Genomic DNA, 18805 nt, shown 5'->3' with positions numbered 1-18805 from the left:
CGAAGCGCTTCGACGGGGGAAGGTATGTGGGGGGCCCGGGTGCGTCAATGGGGTGCGTCGGAATTGGGGCCGAGGGATTGACGGCGGTTCGGCGGGTCGGACGCCGGCGGGATCGTGAGGGAGATCGCGAGCGCGCTTCCCGCCGCCGCGATCGGCACCCCGTACCCCGCCGTCGCCGAGAGGTGTTCGACCAGCCAGCCGCCGGTCGCCGAGCCGCAGGCGATCCCGCCGAGCAGGCCCGTCACCGCGAGGGTCATGCCCTCGTTCAACCGGCCCTCGGGAGTGCGCCGCTGGACGAGGGCCATGCCGGTGACCATGGTCGGCGCGGTCGCGGCCCCGGCGAGCAGCAGCGCGCCCGCGAGGGCCGGGAGCGAGGCGGTCAGCCAGGCCGCGAGCAGGGGGAGGGTCATGAGGGCCGTCATGGCGGCGAGACACCACGGATGGCGCCGCTCGGCCGGACCGGTCGGCTTCCGCGCCCCGTACAGCAGCCCCGCCACGCACGACCCGGCCGCCTGGAGGGCGAGCACCGCGCCCGCCGCCGACCGATGCCCCTGTGCGTCCGCGAAGGCGATCGTGACGACCTCCATCGAACCGAAGACGGCGCCGGTGGCGAGGAAACAGAGGAGCAGGGGCGGCATTCCGGCGGCCAGGAGGGGGGACTTGGAGGGCGTACGGGGCTGGGGCGGCGGCTCCGTCGAGCGCTGGGCGGCGAAGATCAGCACCCCGGTCATCATCAGCACGCCGGCCACCAGCGTGCCCGCCTCCGGAAAGAACGTCCCGCACAGGAAGGCCGCGCACACCGGGCCCAGCATGAAACACAGCTCGTCCGCGGCCTGCTCGAAGGAGTTCGCTGTGTGTGCGGCGGCCGGGTCGTCCCGCAGGAGGTGGGCCCAGCGGGCGCGTGACATGCCGCCCGTGTTGGGGGTGGTGGCCGTGGCGGCGTACGCGGCGAACAGGGTCCAGTCCGGCGCCCCGAAGCGCACGCACAGCAGCAGCGCGACGCTTCCCAGCAGGGCGAAGGCGGTGGCCGGCACCGCGATCCGGGCCTGACCGTGGCGGTCGACGAGCCGTGCGGTCCAGGGGGCGACCAGCGCGGTCGCCGCGAGGCCGGTCGCCGTCACGGCACCGGCGAGGGCGTACGAACCACGCGAGCCCGCGATCATGATCACCGCGCTGACGCTGAACATCCCCATGGGGAGCCGGGCGAGCAGGTTCCCGACGGTGAAGGCGCGGGCGCCGGGGATGGTGAAGAGGCGGTGGTACGGGGTTGTCCGGCGGTGCGGGGCCTTTTGACGGCGTGGAGCCTTCTGACGGCGTGGAGCCGTCTGGCGACGGGGGCGGAAGTCGGCGATCACCAGGCTGTCGCCGGTGGCGGTGAGCAGGGGCGGGAACGCGTGCTCGGAGGGCTGTTGCGGCATGGGCCAACCGTCGCCGGGTGGGGGGTGGACGGTCCAACACTTACTCCGTGGCCATTGACGCACCTGCGTTGTAAGTTCGCGTGATGCCTGCCCCTGCCGACCGCTCCTCCGACCGCTCTCCCGGCTTCTCTTCCGGCCTCCCTCACCGCCATCTCGACCCCCGGCTCCTGCGCGGGTTCCTCGTCGTCGCCGAGGAATTGCACTTCACGCGGGCCGCCACCCGGCTGTACGTCGCCCAACAGGCCCTCAGTCGTGACATCCGGCGACTGGAGCGCGAACTCGGGGCGGAGCTGTTCGTGCGTACGACCCGGCAGGTGACGCCGACCGCCGACGGTGAGCGGCTGGTGCCGTACGCGCGGCGGGTGCTGGAGGCGCAGGACGCCCTGCTGTCCGCGTTCGCGGGGGACGGCCCGGAGCGGCCGCTGCTCGTCGACGTCAACTCCCCGGGTCTCGTCTCCGGCCGCGTCCTGGACCGGGCCCGTGCGCTCGCGCCCGACTGCGAGCTGATGGCCCGCTTCGAGAGCGGGCTCACCGGCGCGGCGGGGGAGATCCTCGCGGGGCGCCTGGACGCGTCGTTCGGACGGTTCGCGGGCCTCGATCCGGCGGTCCGGGCGCGGCTCGAACAGCAGCCCGTACGGTACGAGCCGATGGCCGTCGTGCTGCCGGAGGACCATCACCTCGCCGGCCTGGACGCGGTGCCGCTCGACGCGCTCGCGGGCGAGACGGTGTACGCCGGGGCGGGGAACCCGCGGACGCGGGAGTGGACCGACTTGGCGCTTCACCTTTTCGAGGGACGCGGTATCGCGCTGGCGCCGCCCGCGCCGTTGGCCGTCGGAGCCGATGAGTTCAGGCGGGTCATGGCCAAGAAGCGGAATCCTGTCCTCGCTGTGGTGGATTTTCCGGCCATGCCTGAAACCGTGCGGAAACCTCTTGTTGGACCCGTTCCGTTGTCACCCGTGTCTTTGGTGTGGCGCAAGGGGCTGGTGCACTCCGGGATCGATGCCCTTCGACGAGCCGCCGGCGAGCTGGCTGCCGAGGAGGGGTGGCTGCGGCGCCCTGCGGACGGTTGGATTCCGGCCAGCGATGAGCTGGTGATGGCGGGGCAGGATTGACACATAAGCACACGGGTCTTCCGCATGCGCTACATTCATCGTCCGGGTGCAGTGTGGTAAAGGGGGGCGCTCGGGACGGGTGGGGGCTCGTTCCGAACGACATATACGTAATGCCCGGAGTCGTGCGCGCACCCGAAACCTGTCCCTGGGGGGATGTGCGTGCACGTGGAGAAGTGGCGAAAAGACGCCCAACCTGATCACCGAGATGACGATCAGGTGGACGGGCGTGGAACCGGGGAGTCGGCTGCGCCGACCGCGCCGACGGGATCCGGAGAGTCGGTGGTGTGGCCCGAGGCCGCCCGTGCGACGTCGACGTGGCCCCAGATCGTGGGGGCCGCCGCCGTGGGGCTCGCCGCGGAAGCGGAATCCGACACCGATGTCGAACGCGGTGTCGAAAGAGAGCCTGGAGCTGGCGGCCAAGGCCGACCGGGCGCCGATACGAGAACGGGCGCGGAACGTGGAGTGGGCGCGGAACGTGGAGTGGGCGCAGAGGGTGCGTTCGGCGCGGGCCGGGTGCCGGGTGCGGGGCGTTCGTCTGGTTCTGAGGGGTTGTCCGGTGCGGGTCGATCGTCCGGTTCTGAAGGGCCGTCCGGTGCGGGCCGTTCGTCCGGTGGCGGTGGTCGGGCTGGGGTTGAGCGACGGTTCGATGGGGACCGTCGGGTGAGCGCGGACGACGACGCGGGCGCCGACCGCCCCGGCGCGGAGCGCCACGACGAGGCGAACGATGGAGAAGAGGCGGACCTGCGGGCCGGGGCGGTCGGCCGCGCCGGGGTCGTCGACCCGGCGGGCCGACCGGACGGCGCCACCGGGGTGCCCGACGGGGCCGCTGGACCGGACGACCTTGCCGGGGTTCCCGATCAGCCCGCCGGGCCGCGTGACCGTACGGGAGTGGACCGGAGAGAAGAGGCTGCCCTGGGGGCCGGGTTGGCCGGCCGGGCCGGGACGGTTCGCCGTGCTGGGTCGAACCGTCGTACCGGGGTCGCCGACGTGGCGGTCGGATCGGACGACGCCACCGGGGTGCCCGACGGGGCCGCTGGACCGGACGACCTCGCCGGACTTCCCAACCAGCCCGCCGGGCCGCGTGACCGCATCGCACCGGACGGCCTCGCCGGAGTTCCCGACCAGCCCGCCGGGCCGCGCGACCGCGCCGGAACGGATCGGCGCGCCGGGGTGCGCGATCAGTTCGCCGGGTCCCACGACCGGGCCGGGACGGATCGGCGCGCCGAGGCGTCCGACCAGCCCGCCGGGCCGCGTGACCGCATCGCACCGGATCAACTCGCCGGAGTACCTGACCAGCCCGCCGGCCCGCGCGACCGCGCCGGAGCCGAGCGACGCGTCGGCAAGGACGATCGGCCGGCCACGGGTGGCTGGCCGGACGCGCGCAGGCGCCCCGACACTTTTGGTCGACCTGACACCCTCGGCCGATCCGACGCCTTCGGTCGGCCGGACACCCTCGGCCGACCCGACGCCTTCGGCCGATCCGACACGCCCAGCGGATCCGACACCTTCGGCCGATCCGACGCCTTCGGTCGACCCGACACCCTCGGTCGACCCGACACGCCCAGCCGACCCGATCGGGGAGGCTGGCCGGTTGTGGAGCGCGGGGCGAACACGCTCGGGCGGGTCCAGGGGGACGGTCGGACGACCGTGGGCCGGGGGGCCGACACGCCCGGCGGGTCCGCTGCCGTGTCCTGGGAGCAGTCCGGTGAGCCGGGACACACCCACGATCCGCACGAGGTGACGGTTCAACTCGACGGAGTCGGACGGCGGAAGACGGACGACTGGCTGGTTCAGCAGGCCAAGGACGCCCCGGGCGTCCAGGACGGCTCGGACGGCCCGGTGTTCGTCGACGAGTCCGGCCGCCGCAGCCGCAGGTTCCGCCGGCTCGGCATCCTCGTCGGCATCGCCTGCGCGGTGTACGCCGTCGTCATCGTCGCCACCCTCCTGTCCGGCAACTCCAACGCGCCCTGGCTGCCGGTACCGGGCCAGCAGGACGACACGCCGGCCGGGAAGGTCGACACCTCGCCGCTGCCCACCGACTCGGTGTCGCCGTCCGGCGCGAGCAGCGCCGCGCCCGGCGCGAGCGCCTCGGCGAGCGACGGTACGGCCCCCGCACCGGGCGTCAGCCCGACACCGGGCGCCTCCGCGAGCGCCACCGACCCGGGCACGTCCGCGGACCCGAAGCCCTCGACGTCCGCCACCACCAGGCCGAAACCGAGCACCAGCACCACCAAGGACCCCGTCACCCCGCCGTCCCTCCCGGTGTCCGGCTCGCCCGACCCCAGCCCCTCCGAGGACGGCGCCGCCTCGCCGAGCCCCTCGGAGAGCACGGTCGGCGCCGGCGGCATCGGCACGGTCGCCGACAGCCCCGTAGAACCGGGCCCCATCGCCTCCGAGCGCGGCATCACCAGCTCCTCGTCCCCGGAGAACCCGGTGAGCCCGGCGACCCCGCAGAACCTGGAGAACATCCTCTGATGGCATCCCGCACCCACGCGCACGGGCCCGCTCCCCGTGCGCGGCGTCCGGCACCCGATGTCCGGCGCCGACGGCTGCCCATGCGCTGGCTGCTGCCCTCGCTGCTCCTCGTCGCCATGCTGGCGATGCTGATGCTGCGCGGCTATGTGCACAGCGAGATCCTCGCCGACCACCGCATCCAGTCCGAGGCCGCCACCGACAAGGTGCCGGACAAGATCCTCGACGGCGGCCCGGTCATCGACACCCGGGGTGGCCGCACGAACAGCCTGACCGTCCCCGACCACCGGCTCGTCCTCACCTTCGACGACGGCCCGGACCCCACGTGGACGCCCAAGGTCCTCGACGTGCTGAAGAAGCACCACGCCCACGCCGTCTTCTTCGTCACCGGCACCATGACCTCGCGCTATCCGGAACTGGTGAAGCGCATGGTCGAGGAGGGCCACGAGGTCGGCCTGCACACCTTCAACCACCCCGACCTCTCCTTCCAGTCCACGAAGCGCATCGACTGGGAGCTCTCCCAGAACCAGCTGGCGCTGGCCGGCGCGGCGGGCATCCGCACCTCGCTCTTCCGGCCCCCGTACTCGTCCTTCGCGGACGCCATGGACAACAAGTCCTGGCCGGTGACGGAGTACATCGGTACGCGCGGTTACATCACCGTCGTCAACAACACCGACAGCGAGGACTGGCAGAAGCCGGGCGTCGACCGGATCATCCGCAACGCCACGCCCAAGGGCGGCAAGGGCGCGATCGTCCTGATGCACGACTCCGGCGGCGACCGCCACCAGACCGTGCAGGCGTTGGACAAGTTCGTGCCGGAGCTTCAGGAGCGCGGGTACCGGTTCCAGAACCTCACCGAGGCCCTCGACGCGCCCAGCGCGCACACCGAGGTCACCGGCCTCGAACTGTGGAAGGGCAAGGCCTGGGTCTACCTGGTGCGGGCCTCCGACGACGTCACCGACGTCCTGGTCGTCGGTATCGCGATCATCGGCGTGCTCGTCTTCACCCGCTTCGGCATGATGCTCCTGCTCTCCGCCCTGCACGCCCGCCGGGTGCGGCGCAAGGACTTCCGCTGGGGTCCGGCGCCGGTCACCGAACCGGTGTCGGTGCTCGTGCCGGCGTACAACGAGGCCAAGTGCATAGAGAACACGGTCCGTTCCCTGATGGCGAGCGAACACCCCGTCGAAGTGCTCGTCGTCGACGACGGTTCGAGCGACGGCACGGCGCGGATCGTCGAGGACCTGCTGCTGCCGAACGTCCGCGTCGTGCGCCAGCACAACGCGGGCAAGCCCGCGGCCCTCAACCGGGGCCTGGCCAACGCCCGTCACGACATCGTCGTGATGATGGACGGCGACACGGTCTTCGAACCGGCCACCGTCCGTGAACTCGTCCAGCCGTTCGCCGACCCGAGCGTCGGCGCGGTCGCGGGCAACGCCAAGGTCGGCAACCGCGACTCCCTCATCGGGGCCTGGCAGCACATCGAGTACGTGATGGGCTTCAACCTCGACCGCCGGATGTACGACATCCTCGGCTGCATGCCGACCATCCCCGGCGCGGTCGGCGCCTTCCGCCGCTCCGCGCTGGAGCGGGTCGGCGGCATGAGCGACGACACGCTCGCCGAGGACACCGACATCACGATGGCCCTGCACCGCGACGGCTGGCGGGTCGTCTACGCGGAGAAGGCACGCGCGTGGACGGAGGCGCCGGAGTCCGTCCAGCAGCTCTGGTCCCAGCGCTACCGCTGGTCGTACGGCACGATGCAGGCGATCTGGAAGCACCGCAGAGCGCTCGTCGAACGGGGCCCGTCGGGCCGCTTCGGCCGGGTGGGCCTGCCGCTGGTCTCGCTGTTCATGGTCCTGGCCCCGCTGCTGGCCCCGCTGATCGACGTCTTCCTGCTGTACGGGCTCGTCTTCGGCCCGACGCAGAAGACGGTCCTCGCGTGGCTGGGCGTCCTCGCCATCCAGGCGGCCTGCGCGGCGTACGCGTTCCGGCTGGACCGTGAGCGCATGAGGTACCTGATCTCGCTCCCGCTCCAGCAGATCCTCTACAGGCAGTTGATGTACATGGTCCTCCTCCAGTCCTGGATCACCGCGCTCACCGGCGGCCGGCTGCGCTGGCAGAAGCTGCGGCGCACGGGCGTCGTGGAGGCACCGGGATCGATCCCGCGGCAGCGGACGGCACAGAGCGGGAACGATCGGAGGCCGGTCGCGTGACCACGCACGAGTACACGACGGGTGCGACACCGCCGCTGGGATCGGCCCGGATCCACCCCGAACCGGCACCATCGCCGACATCCGCCCCCACACCCGCGCCGACACCCACCCCGGGGTCAGCCCCGGGATCGGCCGCGCGGTCCGCTCCCGCGCCCAAGAAGCCCGGCCGTGACCGCTACCTGGACCTGCTGCGCTCGATCGCCCTGGTCCGTGTGGTCGTCTACCACCTCTTCGGCTGGGCATGGCTGACGGTCGTCTTCCCTTCCATGGGCGTGATGTTCGCGCTGGCGGGCTCGCTGATGGCCCGCTCGCTCAGCCGCCCGGCCCTCGGTGTGATCCGCGGCCGCGTCCGCCGTCTCCTGCCGCCCCTGTGGGCGTTCAGCGCGGTGGCCCTCGCGCTGATGTTCGCGGGTGGCTGGAACGTGGTGAAGGACCCCGACAACGGCGGCACCTGGGGCCTCGTCAAGCTGATCGACTACGTCATCCCGATCGGCGCCCCGCCCTTCCCCTGGCACGTCGGCTCCAAGTCCGGCCTGCTGGAGGACAGCTGGGCGGTCCAGGCGGCCGGCCCGCTCTGGTACCTGCGCGCCTATCTGTGGTTCGTGATCGCCTCGCCCCTGCTGCTGTGGGCCTTCCGCAGGGTGCCCTGGGCGACGCTGCTGGCCCCCCTCGCCCTGACGGCGGTCCTCGGCACCGGCCTCGTCACCATCCCCGGCGAGACGGGCAACGCGATCTCCGACTTCACGGTCTACGGCGGCTGCTGGGTCCTGGGCTTCGCCCACCACGAGGGCGTCCTGCAACGCGTCCCCCGCTATCTGGCGATCTCCTGCTCGGCCCTGCTCATGGCCTTCGGCCTGTGGTGGGCCTCGGGACACCTGGGCCCCGACGGCTGGGACCTGAACGACATCCCCCTCGCCCAGGCGGCCTGGTCCTTCGGCTTCGTCGTCATCCTGCTCCAGTACTCCCCGTCCTGGCAGGAACTCCCCGGCCGGCTGGCCCGCTGGGACAAGCTGATCACCCTGTCCAACAACCGGGCCGTCACGATCTACCTCTGGCACAACATGCTGATCATGGCCACGGTCCCGATCATCGACCAGGCCTACAACCTCCCGTTCATGCAGAGCGACAGCGCGGTGGCCGCGCTCGACTCCTCGTACATGGTGTGGATGTTCCTCCTGGTCTGGCCCCTCATCGGCCTGACGATCCTGGCCTTCGGCTGGATCGAGGACATCGCCGCCAAGCGCAGCCCGAGGCTGTGGCCCAACGGCGCGAAGAGGAAGAAGAGCGGCTCGCGGGGGAGTCACCGGGTCTAGACGCAGGCAGGGGGCGACGGCACCCCGGACGTCCTCATCCGGTCTTCACCGGGGCGTCCTCACCCGGACGTCCTCACCGTCGCCCCCTCGCTCTCGTGAGAGCAACGTTCCTTTCCGGTCACTCACAGCCACAGCCTCGAAACGCGTCCTCCCTACCTTCGGGACTCAGTCAGTCGTTGTACGACACCTGGGCACCGCACCGGAGAACCGTGGAGGCGTCATGACAGCCCCTAATACAGCCCCCGCACCGAGCAGGGGAGGCCGCTGGATCCAGGAGTGGGACCCGGAGGACGAGACCTTCTGGAAAGAGACGGGTGAGAAGGTCGCCCGGCGGAACCTGCTCTTCTCCGTGCTCTCCGAGCACATCGGGTTCTCGATCTGGACCATGTGGTCGGTGATGGTGCTCTTCATGGGCCCCGAGTACGGGCTCACCCCGGCCGACAAGTTCATGCTCACCTCGATGGTGACGCTGGTCGGAGCCGTGGTGCGGGTGCCGTACACCTTCGCGGTGGCGATCTTCGGCGGCCGGAACTGGACCATCGTCTCGGCGAGCCTGCTGCTCGTCCCGAGCGTCGCCGCGTTCGCGGTGATGAAGCCGGGGACCTCGTTCGACACCTTCCTGCTCGTCGGTCTGCTCGCCGGCATCGGCGGCGGCAACTTCGCCTCCAGCATGACCAACATCAACGCCTTCTTCCCGCTGAGGAAGAAGGGCTGGGCGCTCGGTCTCAACGCGGGCGGCGGAAACATCGGCGTGCCCGTCATCCAGCTCGTGGCGCTCGCGATCATCGGCGCGAACGGGGGACCGAGGGTCCTGCTGGGGATCTACATTCCGCTGATCGTCGTCGCCGCCGTGCTCGCCGCCGTCTACATGGACAACATCGCGTCCGTGAAGAACGACACCGGCGCCGCCAGGGACGCCGCGAAGGACGCCCACACCTGGATCATGTCCTTCCTCTACATCGGCACCTTCGGGTCGTTCATCGGCTACAGCTTCGCCTTCGGGCAGGTGCTCCAGAACCAGTTCGGCCGCACTCCGCTGCAGGCGGCCTACGTCACCTTCATCGGCCCGCTGCTCGGCTCGCTGATCCGCCCCGTGGGCGGCTGGCTCGCCGACCGCTACGGCGGCGCGCGCATCACGCTGTGGAACTTCGTCGCCATGGCCGGCGCGACCGGTGTCATCGTCGTCGCCTCCACCCAGAAGTCGCTTCCCCTGTTCACGATCGCGTTCATCGCGCTGTTCGTGCTCACCGGGCTCGGCAACGGCTCGACGTACAAGATGATCCCGGGCATCTTCCAGGCCAAGGCCGTCGCCAAGGGACTGGAAGGGGAGGCGGCGGCCTCCTACGGGCGGCGGCTGTCCGGCGCCTCCATGGGCCTCATCGGCGCGGTGGGCGCGCTCGGCGGCGTCGGCATCAACCTCGCCTTCCGGCAGTCCTTCCTGTCCTACGGCTCCGGCACCGGCGCCTTCGTGGCCTTCCTCGCCTTCTACGCGCTGTGCTTCCTGGTGACCTGGGCCGTATACCTTCGCGGCCCCGCCACCCAGACCCGTACGGCCACTGCCGCAGAGGCGAAGCCGCAGCTCAGCTACGTCGAGGTCTGACGTAACACGGGTGACATCAAGGGGAACCGAGCCTGTCACGGGGCGTTGACAGGCTCGGTCGGCCGTGACCGTACGTAGACCCCCAGCGCGAGACGAGAGCCATGGACGACGAACAGCAGCGACCGGCCGGGCAGGACTGCGGCCCCCTCGCGGGGTTCACCGTGGGTGTGACGGCCGCGCGTCGGGCCGACGAACTCGGGGCTTTGCTCCAGCGACGCGGCGCCGTCGTCCAGCACGCGCCCGCCCTGCGCATCGTGCCGCTCGCCGACGACAGCGAACTCCTCGCCGCCACCAAGGAGCTGATCGACCAGGCGCCCGACATCGTGGTCGCCACCACCGCGATCGGCTTCCGCGGCTGGATCGAGGCCGCCGACGGGTGGGGGCTCGGCGAGGCCCTGCTCGGTCGGTTGCGCGGGGTCGAACTGCTGGCGCGCGGCCCCAAGGTGAAGGGCGCCGTACGGGCCCAGGGGCTGACCGAGGAGTGGTCGCCCTCCTCCGAGTCCATGGCCGAGGTGCTCGACCGGCTCCTGGAGGAGGGCGTCGAGGGCCGCCGTATCGCCGTACAGCTGCACGGCGAGCCGCTGCCCGGGTTCGTGGAGTCGCTGCGGGCCGCCGGAGCCGAGGTCGTGGGGGTCCCCGTCTACCGGTGGATGCCGCCGGAGGACATCGGGCCCGTCGACCGGCTCCTCGACGCCGCCGTCACCCGCGGTCTGGACGCGCTCACCTTCACCAGCGCGCCCGCCGCCGCCTCCCTGCTGTCCAGGGCCGAGGTCCGCGGTCTGCTGTCCGAACTCCTCGCGGCCCTCCATCACGACGTCCTGCCCGCCTGCGTCGGCCCCGTCACGGCGCTCCCTCTGCAGGCGCACGGCATCGACACCGTCCAGCCCGAGCGCTTCCGGCTCGGCCCCCTCGTCCAGCTGCTCTGCCGGGAACTCCCCGGCCGGGCCCGCACGTTGCCCATCGCCGGCCACCGGGTCGAGATCCGCGGCCACGCCGTGATGGTCGACGGGGCGCTGCGGCCCGTACCGCCCGCCGGGATGTCGCTGCTGCGGGCCCTGTCCCGCCGCCCCGGCTGGGTGGTCGCCCGGGCCGAGCTGCTGCGGGCGCTGCCGGGCGCCGGGCGGGACGAGCACGCCGTCGAGACGGCCATGGCCCGGCTGCGTACGGCACTCGGCGCGCCCAAGCTCATCCAGACCGTCGTCAAGCGCGGCTACCGACTCGCGCTCGACCCGGCCGCCGACTCCAAGTACGCCGACGTGTAGGTGCGGTGGCGGTACAGGAGCAGGGCCCGGGTGAGGCAGGCCAGGGCGAGCGTCGACAGCAGGGCCCGTACGACGTTCCAGGCGACCCAGGTGTCCTCGAACCGCCGGCGTACGGCCGCCGGGTCGGCGATCGTCGCGGGGTTTCCGGCGTCCGCCAGGCGGTTGTTGAGCGGGATGTTCACGGCGACCGTGAACAGGAAGGCCAGCGCGTACGCGGCGAGGGCGGCGAACACCCACCACCGGTGGGGGGACTTGCGCGACTGCCAGGCGGAGACCGCCGTGAGGACGAGCGCGCCCATGAAGCTCAGGAAGAACACCGGGTTCTGGATCACGTCGTTGATGTTCTGCATGACCTCGATGAAGACGCGGTCGCCACTGCGGGCCAGTGACGGCATGACGTCGCAGGCGAAAATGTAGAAGACCCCGGCGATCAGGCCCATCGCGACCGTGGCCGCACCCAGGACACCTCCGGCGGTGCTACGCCGCCCCGTGCTGTTCTCTGTCATGTCGTCGAGTCAACCGGCGTGGTCCGGCGCCGGACATGGCCGAGGCGCGCGGTCTCATAAGCGGACGTCCACCCCTCTGACCGGCACAGGTCTTCCGGTCGCGGGTGCGGCCATGCACTGTAGGGGGTACGACCCCCACCGACCCCTCACGGCGGTAATCCCAAGGCGGTGACAGGCACATGGCATCGGGCATGGCCACGGCCTCGTACGAGCTGAGGTTCGACTCCGGGCGGATCTGCCTGGACCTCCTCGCGACCACCCACCCAGAGGAACGGCTCGACTCGGTGGACCGGCTGCGTGCCTGGATCACCCGCTCCGGGCTCGTCCCCGCGGGCACCCCGCTCGCGGCGGCCGACATCTCCTGGCTCGTGGGCTTTCGCGAACTACGCGGTCATGTCGCCCAATTGGTCCGCGGTGAGCTGGACGCGCGGCCCGCCGACATCGCGCTCGCCCGCGTCAACGCCGTCGCGCTCGCCGCCCCGCCCGCCCCCTGGGCCGTACGCGCCGACGACGGCTCGCTGCGGCGCCGGCTGCACACCCCGCCCGGCCGCCCCGGGTTGCTCGCCGTCATCGCCCGCGACGCCCTCGAACTGCTCACCGACCCGGTGGCGCGCGCGAGCCTCAGACAGTGCGAGGGGGACACCTGCCCGATCGTCTACCTCGACACCTCCCGGGGGCGGCGCCGACGGTGGTGTTCCAGCGAGGTGTGCGGAAACCGGGAGCGGGTGGCCCGGCATCGGCGCCGGGCGGCCCTCGCCCGCGCGTGAACCGGGTGCGACGCGCGTGAACCCTGTATGAAACGCGTCACAGCGTCCCGCGCTCGGCGACTCGATCCGGAGCCTTCGCTTCACCCGTACGTGATGTGTCGATCGCTTGCAGTGATCAACAAACTTCCTTCACAACTCTTCCAAGAAATATGTCCCACCTCTTTGAACATGCGCACGCCCAGACACGTACTCCGGGACGAGCGACCGACTGGGGGATCCCCCGGACACCGGAGGTAGGCGTGCGCAAGGATTCCGCCGTGGCTGATGAACGAAGGTCAAGGGCCCGACATCGCATGAATCCGTCTGCGTCGGCTTCGTCGAACGAACCCGACGAGGAGCTGATGCGTGCGCTGTACCGGGAACACGCGGGTCCGTTGCTCGCGTACGTGCTGCGGCTGGTCGCGGGGGATCGGCAGCGTGCCGAGGACGTTGTGCAGGAAACACTCATCCGTGCCTGGAAGAACGCCGGTCAGCTCAATCGGGCGACCGGTTCGGTACGACCCTGGCTGGTGACGGTCGCCCGGCGCATCGTCATCGACGGCCACCGCAGCCGGCAGGCCCGGCCGCAGGAGGTGGACCCGTCACCGCTGGAGGTCATCCCCGCGGAGGACGAGATCGACAAGGCGTTGTGGCTGATGACACTGTCGGACGCGCTGGACGACCTGACCCCTGCTCACAGGGAAGTTCTGGTCGAAACGTACTTCAAAGGGCGTACGGTCAATGAGGCGGCCGAGACGCTCGGCATACCCAGCGGCACCGTGCGCTCCCGGGTGTTCTACGCCCTGCGGTCGATGAAGCTGGCGCTGGAGGAGCGGGGGGTGACGGCATGAACACATACGGGGGTTACGGAACGGGCGGTCCAGGAGCCATGCAGGGACCACGGGGACAGCAGAACCCCGGTGACAACATTCACGAAACCGTCGGCGCCTACGCCCTCGGTATCCTCGACGATGCCGAGGCGACAGCCTTCGAGGCCCATCTCGCCACCTGCGAATGGTGCGCCCAGCAGCTCGACGAGCTGGCCGGGATGGAACCGATGCTCGCCGCGCTCGCGGATCTGCCCGCCTCGCAGGGCACCCCGGCCATCGGCGAGTCGCTGGCCGCCCGCCCGAGCCCACGGCTCGCGGAACGGCTGGTCGACGAGGTGTCGGAGCGACGCGCGGTCAAGCGCCGACGCGGCCTCTACCTCGTGGCCGCCGCGGCCGCGCTGATCATCGGCGGCCCGCTGACGGTGATGGCCGTCAACGGCGGCGGCACCACCACCACCGCGTCGCCCGACAAGGCGATGGCCACCAGCCCGGCCAAGGCCGCCTTCGACGTCATGACGGACAAGAAGTCGGCCACGGACCCGAGCACCAAGGTCAACGCGGTCGTCGCGATCGAGAAGAAGGACTGGGGCACCCACGCCGTCCTCCAGCTCAAGAACGTCAAGGGCCCGCTGAAGTGCTCCCTGATCGCCGTCGGCAAGAACGGCGAGCGCGAGACGGTGACCTCCTGGGCCGTCCCGAACTGGGGCTACGGCATCGAGAACGCCAAGACGGAAGAGGCGAAGAAACCCCTCTACGTCCACGGCGGCGCGGCCTTCAACCCGAACGAGATCGACCACTTCGAGGTCATGACCTTCGACGGGAAGCGGCTCGTCGAGGTGAACGTGTGAGCGATCTCAGGGCGCGCACGTAGCCTCACGGGGTCCCCTTCGCGTACGGTTGACGGCTGCCCAGCACGTCAGAAGGGGGCCCGGTGGCCGCTCAGGCTCAGCAGGAAACCGCGCTCGACCAGATCCACGATTCCGCACAGGACGATTCCGTACGGGATCGTGAGATCAGCGTCGAGCAGCAACATCTGGACCGGGTGTACCGGCGCCTCGAGGAGAAGATCCACGAGGCGGAGTTCCTGATGAACGACGCCGCCCAGCGCGGCCAGGTCGGTACACCGGGGGCGCTCGCGGAGCGCGACGCCCAGGTGTTCCGCGCGGGGATTCATCTGAATCGCCTGAACAACGAGTTCGAGGACTTCCTCTTCGGCCGGATCGACCTGCTCCTCGGGAAGGACGGCAAGAAGGGCCCGGACGGCGCCTACACGGCCGTCGAACCGGCCGAGGGTGTCGTACAGGTGGACGAGACCGGCCAGTACGCCTCCATCGCCGAGACGCTCCACATCGGCCGCATCGGGGTGCTGGACGCGGACTACGCGCCGCTGGTCATCGACTGGCGGGCGCCCGCCGCGGCCCCCTTCTACCGCTCGACACCGGTCGACCCGGGCCGCGTCGTACGCCGCCGGGTCATCCGCTCCAAGGGCCGCAAGGTCCTCGGCGTCGAGGACGACCTGATGCGCCCCGAGCTCAAGGCCACCCTCGACGGCCGGGAACTCCCGGTGATCGGCGACGGCGCCCTGATGGCCGCGCTCGGCCAGGCCCGCAGCCACACCATGCGGGACATCGTGGCGTCCATCCAGGCCGAACAGGACCTGGTGATCCGCGCCCCCGCCGCGTCGGTGACCTACGTGGAGGGCGGCCCCGGCACCGGCAAGACGGCCGTGGCCCTGCACCGGGCGGCCTACCTCCTCTACCAGGACCGCCGCCGGTACGCGGGCGGCATCCTGATCGTCTCCCCGACCCCGCTCCTGGTCGCCTACACCGAGGGCGTGCTGCCCTCCCTCGGCGAGGAGGGCCAGGTCGCCATCCGCGCCATCGGCTCCCTCGTCGACGGCGCGGAGGCCACCCTGTACGACTCCCCGGCCGTCGCCCGCGCCAAGGGCTCGTACAGGATGCTCAAGGTGCTGCGGAAGGTCGCCAGGGGCGCGCTGGAGACGCCCGGCGGCAGCCCGGGCCGGTCCACCGCCGCCGGGGACCGGTCGGAGCAGCTCGCCTTCGGCGAGGAGGCCGCGTCGGCCCCCGCGGGCACCCCCACCCGCCTGCGTGTCGTCGCCTTCGGGCGGCGCCTGGAGCTGGAGGCCGCCGAGCTCGACCGCATCAAGCACAACGCGCTGAGCGGGACCGCGCCGGTGAACCTGCTGCGCCCGCGCGCCCGCAAGCTGCTGCTGGACGCCCTGTGGGCGAAGTCCGGGGCCGGTACGCGGCACACGGACCCGGAGCTGGCCGCCGAGCTGCGGTCGTCCTTCGACGAGGACGTCGCCTCCGAGGACAGCTTCATCGACTTCGTGAACGCGTGGTGGCCCGAGCTGACCCCGCGGGGCGTCCTCGCCGCCATGGCCGACGAGCGGCGCCTCGGCCGCTGGGCGCGGCGGATCCTCAACCCCGGCGAGGTGCGCCGGGTCGCGCGCTCGCTGAAGCGGGACGGGCTGTCCGTCCACGACGTGGCGATGCTGGACGAGCTCCAGGCGATCCTGGGCATGCCCGTCCGGCCCCGCAAACGCCGGGAGCTGGACCCGCTGGACCAGCTCACCGGTCTCGAGGAGCTCATGCCCGTACGCGAGGAGTCGCAGCGCGAGCGGGCCGAGCGGCTGGCGCAGGAGCGCGTCGAGTACGCGCACGTCATCGTCGACGAGGCGCAGGACCTCACGCCCATGCAGTGGCGGATGGTGGGCAGACGCGGTCGGCAGGCCACCTGGACCGTCGTGGGCGACCCGGCGCAGTCCTCGTGGTCGGACCCCGACGAGGCCGCGGAGGCCCGTGACGAGGCCCTGGGAAGCCGTCCCAGGCGCCGCTTCGCCCTCACCGTCAACTACCGCAACCCCGCCGAGATCGCCGAGCTGGCCGCCAAGGTCCTCGCCCTGGCCATGCCCGGCTCCGAGTCCCCCTCAGCCGTACGGTCCACCGGGGTGGAGCCGCGTTTCGTGGCGACGAACCACGCGGGCGCCGGCACACGGGACTCGCTCGCGCAGACCGTGCGCGCCGAGGCCGCGCGGCTGCTGGACCGGGTGGACGGCACGGTGGGCGTCGTGGTGGCCATGAACCGGCGCGAGGAGGCCGCCCGCTGGCTCGCCGGGCTCGGCGAACGGGTGGTGGCGCTCGGGAGCCTGGAGGCGAAGGGACTGGAGTACGACGCGACGGTGGTCGTCTCGCCGGCGGAGATCGCCGACGAGTCGCCCGCGGGGCTGCGGGTGCTGTACGTCGCCCTCACCCGGGCCACGCAGCAGCTGACGATCGTCTCCGGCGACCGCGACGAAGCCGACGCGAACGGGGTGCCGGATCTGCTTCGGGACTGACCCCCGCCGCGGCCGACGCCCCGAATGAACTCTCGGGGTGGGAATTGCCTTACGGGGATCGTTTGTTACCGTGGATGTGACACCGGCCCGATCCAAGCCCCCGGGCCCAACCTTCGTCGCTACGAGCGACCACTTGCCGCGAGGCGAGCATGGCGGGTCGGTGTCACTGAACGAGAAGAGGCTCACGTCACCCGACGTGAGCCTCTTTCGTCGTCCGGCTCACGTTGGCCGACCGTTTCCCCTGAGGTTCACGTACTCTCGTATGGTGGAAGTTGTCTTCCGGAATCGCCCGCCTTGCCTGCGAACAAAACGTTCGCAATCCGGGGCGGCTACCACGTACTGAGGGGTAGGTGCGACGATCGGACGGCATACCCGCGAGACAGCGCGACCCAGCAGTACACGGTGAAAGCAGAGGAAGTCGGCCATGGCAACGGCGCCCAGCGTCTCCTACTCGATTACGGTCCGACTGGAGGTGCCCGCGAGCGGAACCGCGGTCTCCCAGATCACCACGGCCGTAGAGTCCCACGGAGGCTCGGTGACCGGCCTCGACGTGACCGCCTCAGGCCACGAGAAGCTCCGGATCGACGTCACCATCGCGGCGAGCTCCACGGCCCACGCCGACGAGATCGTCCAGCAGCTGCGCGGCATCGAGGGCGTCACGCTGGGCAAGGTCTCCGACCGTACGTTCCTCATGCACCTCGGCGGCAAGATCGAGATGCAGTCGAAGCACCCGATCCGCAACCGTGACGACCTCTCCATGATCTACACCCCGGGCGTGGCCCGCGTGTGCATGGCGATCGCCGAGAACCCCGAGGACGCCCGCCGTCTCACCATCAAGCGCAACTCCGTTGCGGTCGTGACGGACGGCTCGGCCGTGCTCGGCCTCGGGAACATCGGCCCCAAGGCCGCCCTGCCGGTCATGGAGGGCAAGGCGGCCCTCTTCAAGCGCTTCGCCGGCATCGACGCCTGGCCGCTGTGCCTGGACACCCAGGACACCGACGCGATCGTCGAGATCGTCAAGGCCATCGCCCCCGGCTTCGCGGGCATCAACCTGGAGGACATCTCCGCGCCGCGCTGCTTCGAGATCGAGGCCCGGCTGCGCGAGGCCCTCGACATCCCCGTCTTCCACGACGACCAGCACGGCACCGCGATCGTCGTCCTCGCCGCCCTCACGAACGCCCTGCGTGTGGCGGGCAAGGCCATCGGTGACATCCGGGTCGTCATGTCCGGCGCGGGCGCGGCCGGTACGGCCATCCTGAAGCTGCTCATCGCCGCGGGCGTCAAGAACGCCGTCGTCGCCGACATCCACGGTGTCGTGCACGCGGACCGCGCGGACCTCGTCGACGCGGCCTCCGATTCGCCACTGCGTTGGATCGCCGACAACACCAACCCCGAGGGCCTCACGGGCACGTTGAAGGAGGCCGTGCGCGGCGCCGACGTGTTCATCGGCGTCTCCGCCCCGAACGTGCTCGACGGCGACGACGTGGCCGCCATGGCCGACGGTGCCATCGTGTTCGCGCTCGCGAACCCCGACCCCGAGGTCGACCCGGCAATCGCCCGCCAGACCGCGGCAGTTGTCGCCACCGGCCGCTCCGACTTCCCCAACCAGATCAACAACGTGCTGGTCTTCCCGGGCGTCTTCCGCGGCCTCCTGGACGCCCAGTCCCGCACGGTCAACACCGAGATGATGCTCGCCGCCGCGGCCGCGCTCGCGGACGTGGTGACCGAGGACGAGCTGAACCCGAACTACATCATCCCCAGCGTCTTCAACGACAAGGTCGCGGGCGCGGTCGCCGGAGCGGTGCGCTCCGCGGCGAAGGCGGCGGGTGTGACAGCGGCGGAGTAGGGCACTCGGCGCCGGTGCGGGCGTCGCCGGGGGCTCGCCGCCCCCGGATCCGGCGGTGTGACTTGCTGTGACGATCGCCACGACCGCCGCGCGTCGGCGCGTCGCGGGATGCGGGGTCCCCGGCCGCCC

13 protein-coding genes are annotated in these 18805 nt (G+C 71.2%); 11 read left to right on the top strand and 2 right to left on the bottom strand.

Annotated elements, in window-relative coordinates:
• Window positions 1-44: 44 nt before the first annotated feature.
• Window positions 45-1418, bottom strand: coding sequence for an MFS transporter (locus FNV62_RS21585; protein WP_143601816.1), 1374 nt, complete (start codon window positions 1416-1418; stop codon window positions 45-47).
• Between the two features lie 83 nt (window positions 1419-1501).
• On the opposite strand from FNV62_RS21585, the gene FNV62_RS21580 reads away from it, so the two are divergent.
• From FNV62_RS21580 to FNV62_RS21555, 6 genes are all read left to right on the top strand, one after another.
• Window positions 1502-2530: a LysR family transcriptional regulator gene (locus FNV62_RS21580; RefSeq protein WP_143601815.1), complete on the top strand. Its 1029-nt coding sequence runs from the start codon at window positions 1502-1504 to the stop codon at window positions 2528-2530.
• A 660-nt stretch (window positions 2531-3190) separates the two neighbouring features.
• Window positions 3191-5005: a hypothetical protein gene (locus FNV62_RS55740; RefSeq protein ID WP_225900323.1), complete on the top strand. Its 1815-nt coding sequence runs from the start codon at window positions 3191-3193 to the stop codon at window positions 5003-5005.
• Window positions 5005-7215, top strand: coding sequence for a glycosyltransferase (locus FNV62_RS21570; protein ID WP_060899141.1), 2211 nt, complete (start codon window positions 5005-5007; stop codon window positions 7213-7215). The genes FNV62_RS55740 and FNV62_RS21570 overlap by 1 nt, the downstream gene beginning before the upstream one ends.
• The gene (locus FNV62_RS21565; RefSeq protein ID WP_225900322.1) at window positions 7212-8528 is read left to right on the top strand and encodes an acyltransferase family protein; all 1317 of its coding nucleotides are present in this window, start codon (window positions 7212-7214) and stop codon (window positions 8526-8528) included. The genes FNV62_RS21570 and FNV62_RS21565 overlap by 4 nt, the downstream gene beginning before the upstream one ends.
• A gap of 220 nt (window positions 8529-8748) precedes the next feature.
• Window positions 8749-10128: a nitrate/nitrite transporter gene (locus FNV62_RS21560; protein WP_143601814.1), complete on the top strand. Its 1380-nt coding sequence runs from the start codon at window positions 8749-8751 to the stop codon at window positions 10126-10128.
• A gap of 101 nt (window positions 10129-10229) precedes the next feature.
• Entirely contained in the window at window positions 10230-11390 is a 1161-nt protein-coding gene (locus FNV62_RS21555) for a uroporphyrinogen-III synthase (protein ID WP_097284931.1), read from the top strand.
• Here FNV62_RS21555 and FNV62_RS21550 read toward each other — a convergent pair.
• Window positions 11339-11896, bottom strand: coding sequence for a DUF1772 domain-containing protein (locus tag FNV62_RS21550; protein ID WP_097284930.1), 558 nt, complete (start codon window positions 11894-11896; stop codon window positions 11339-11341). The genes FNV62_RS21555 and FNV62_RS21550 overlap by 52 nt on opposite strands.
• A 179-nt stretch (window positions 11897-12075) precedes the next feature.
• On the opposite strand from FNV62_RS21550, the gene FNV62_RS21545 reads away from it, so the two are divergent.
• The 5 genes from FNV62_RS21545 (at window position 12076) to FNV62_RS21525 (ending at window position 18676) form a co-directional block, all read left to right on the top strand.
• On the top strand, window positions 12076-12663 hold the full coding sequence (locus FNV62_RS21545; protein WP_097284929.1) for a CGNR zinc finger domain-containing protein: 588 nt from the start codon (window positions 12076-12078) through the stop codon (window positions 12661-12663).
• A 293-nt stretch (window positions 12664-12956) separates the two neighbouring features.
• Complete coding sequence (locus FNV62_RS21540) at window positions 12957-13493, top strand: sigma-70 family RNA polymerase sigma factor (protein WP_054229655.1); 537 nt, start codon at window positions 12957-12959, stop codon at window positions 13491-13493.
• A 38-nt stretch (window positions 13494-13531) separates the two neighbouring features.
• Window positions 13532-14320, top strand: coding sequence for an anti-sigma factor family protein (locus FNV62_RS21535; protein WP_205523158.1), 789 nt, complete (start codon window positions 13532-13534; stop codon window positions 14318-14320).
• 83 nt (window positions 14321-14403) lie between these two features.
• Window positions 14404-16830, top strand: a complete 2427-nt coding sequence (locus tag FNV62_RS21530) for a HelD family protein (protein ID WP_144315540.1) — start codon at window positions 14404-14406, stop codon at window positions 16828-16830.
• A 424-nt stretch (window positions 16831-17254) separates the two neighbouring features.
• Window positions 17255-18676, top strand: coding sequence for an NAD-dependent malic enzyme (locus FNV62_RS21525; protein WP_075029064.1), 1422 nt, complete (start codon window positions 17255-17257; stop codon window positions 18674-18676).
• Window positions 18677-18805 lie beyond the last annotated feature (129 nt).

It is taken from the genome of Streptomyces sp. RLB3-17 (assembly GCF_007113425.2).
GTDB classification, from domain to species: Bacteria; Actinomycetota; Actinomycetes; order Streptomycetales; family Streptomycetaceae; genus Streptomyces; species Streptomyces mirabilis_D.
This window is presented reverse-complemented; position numbering and strand designations above follow the sequence as displayed.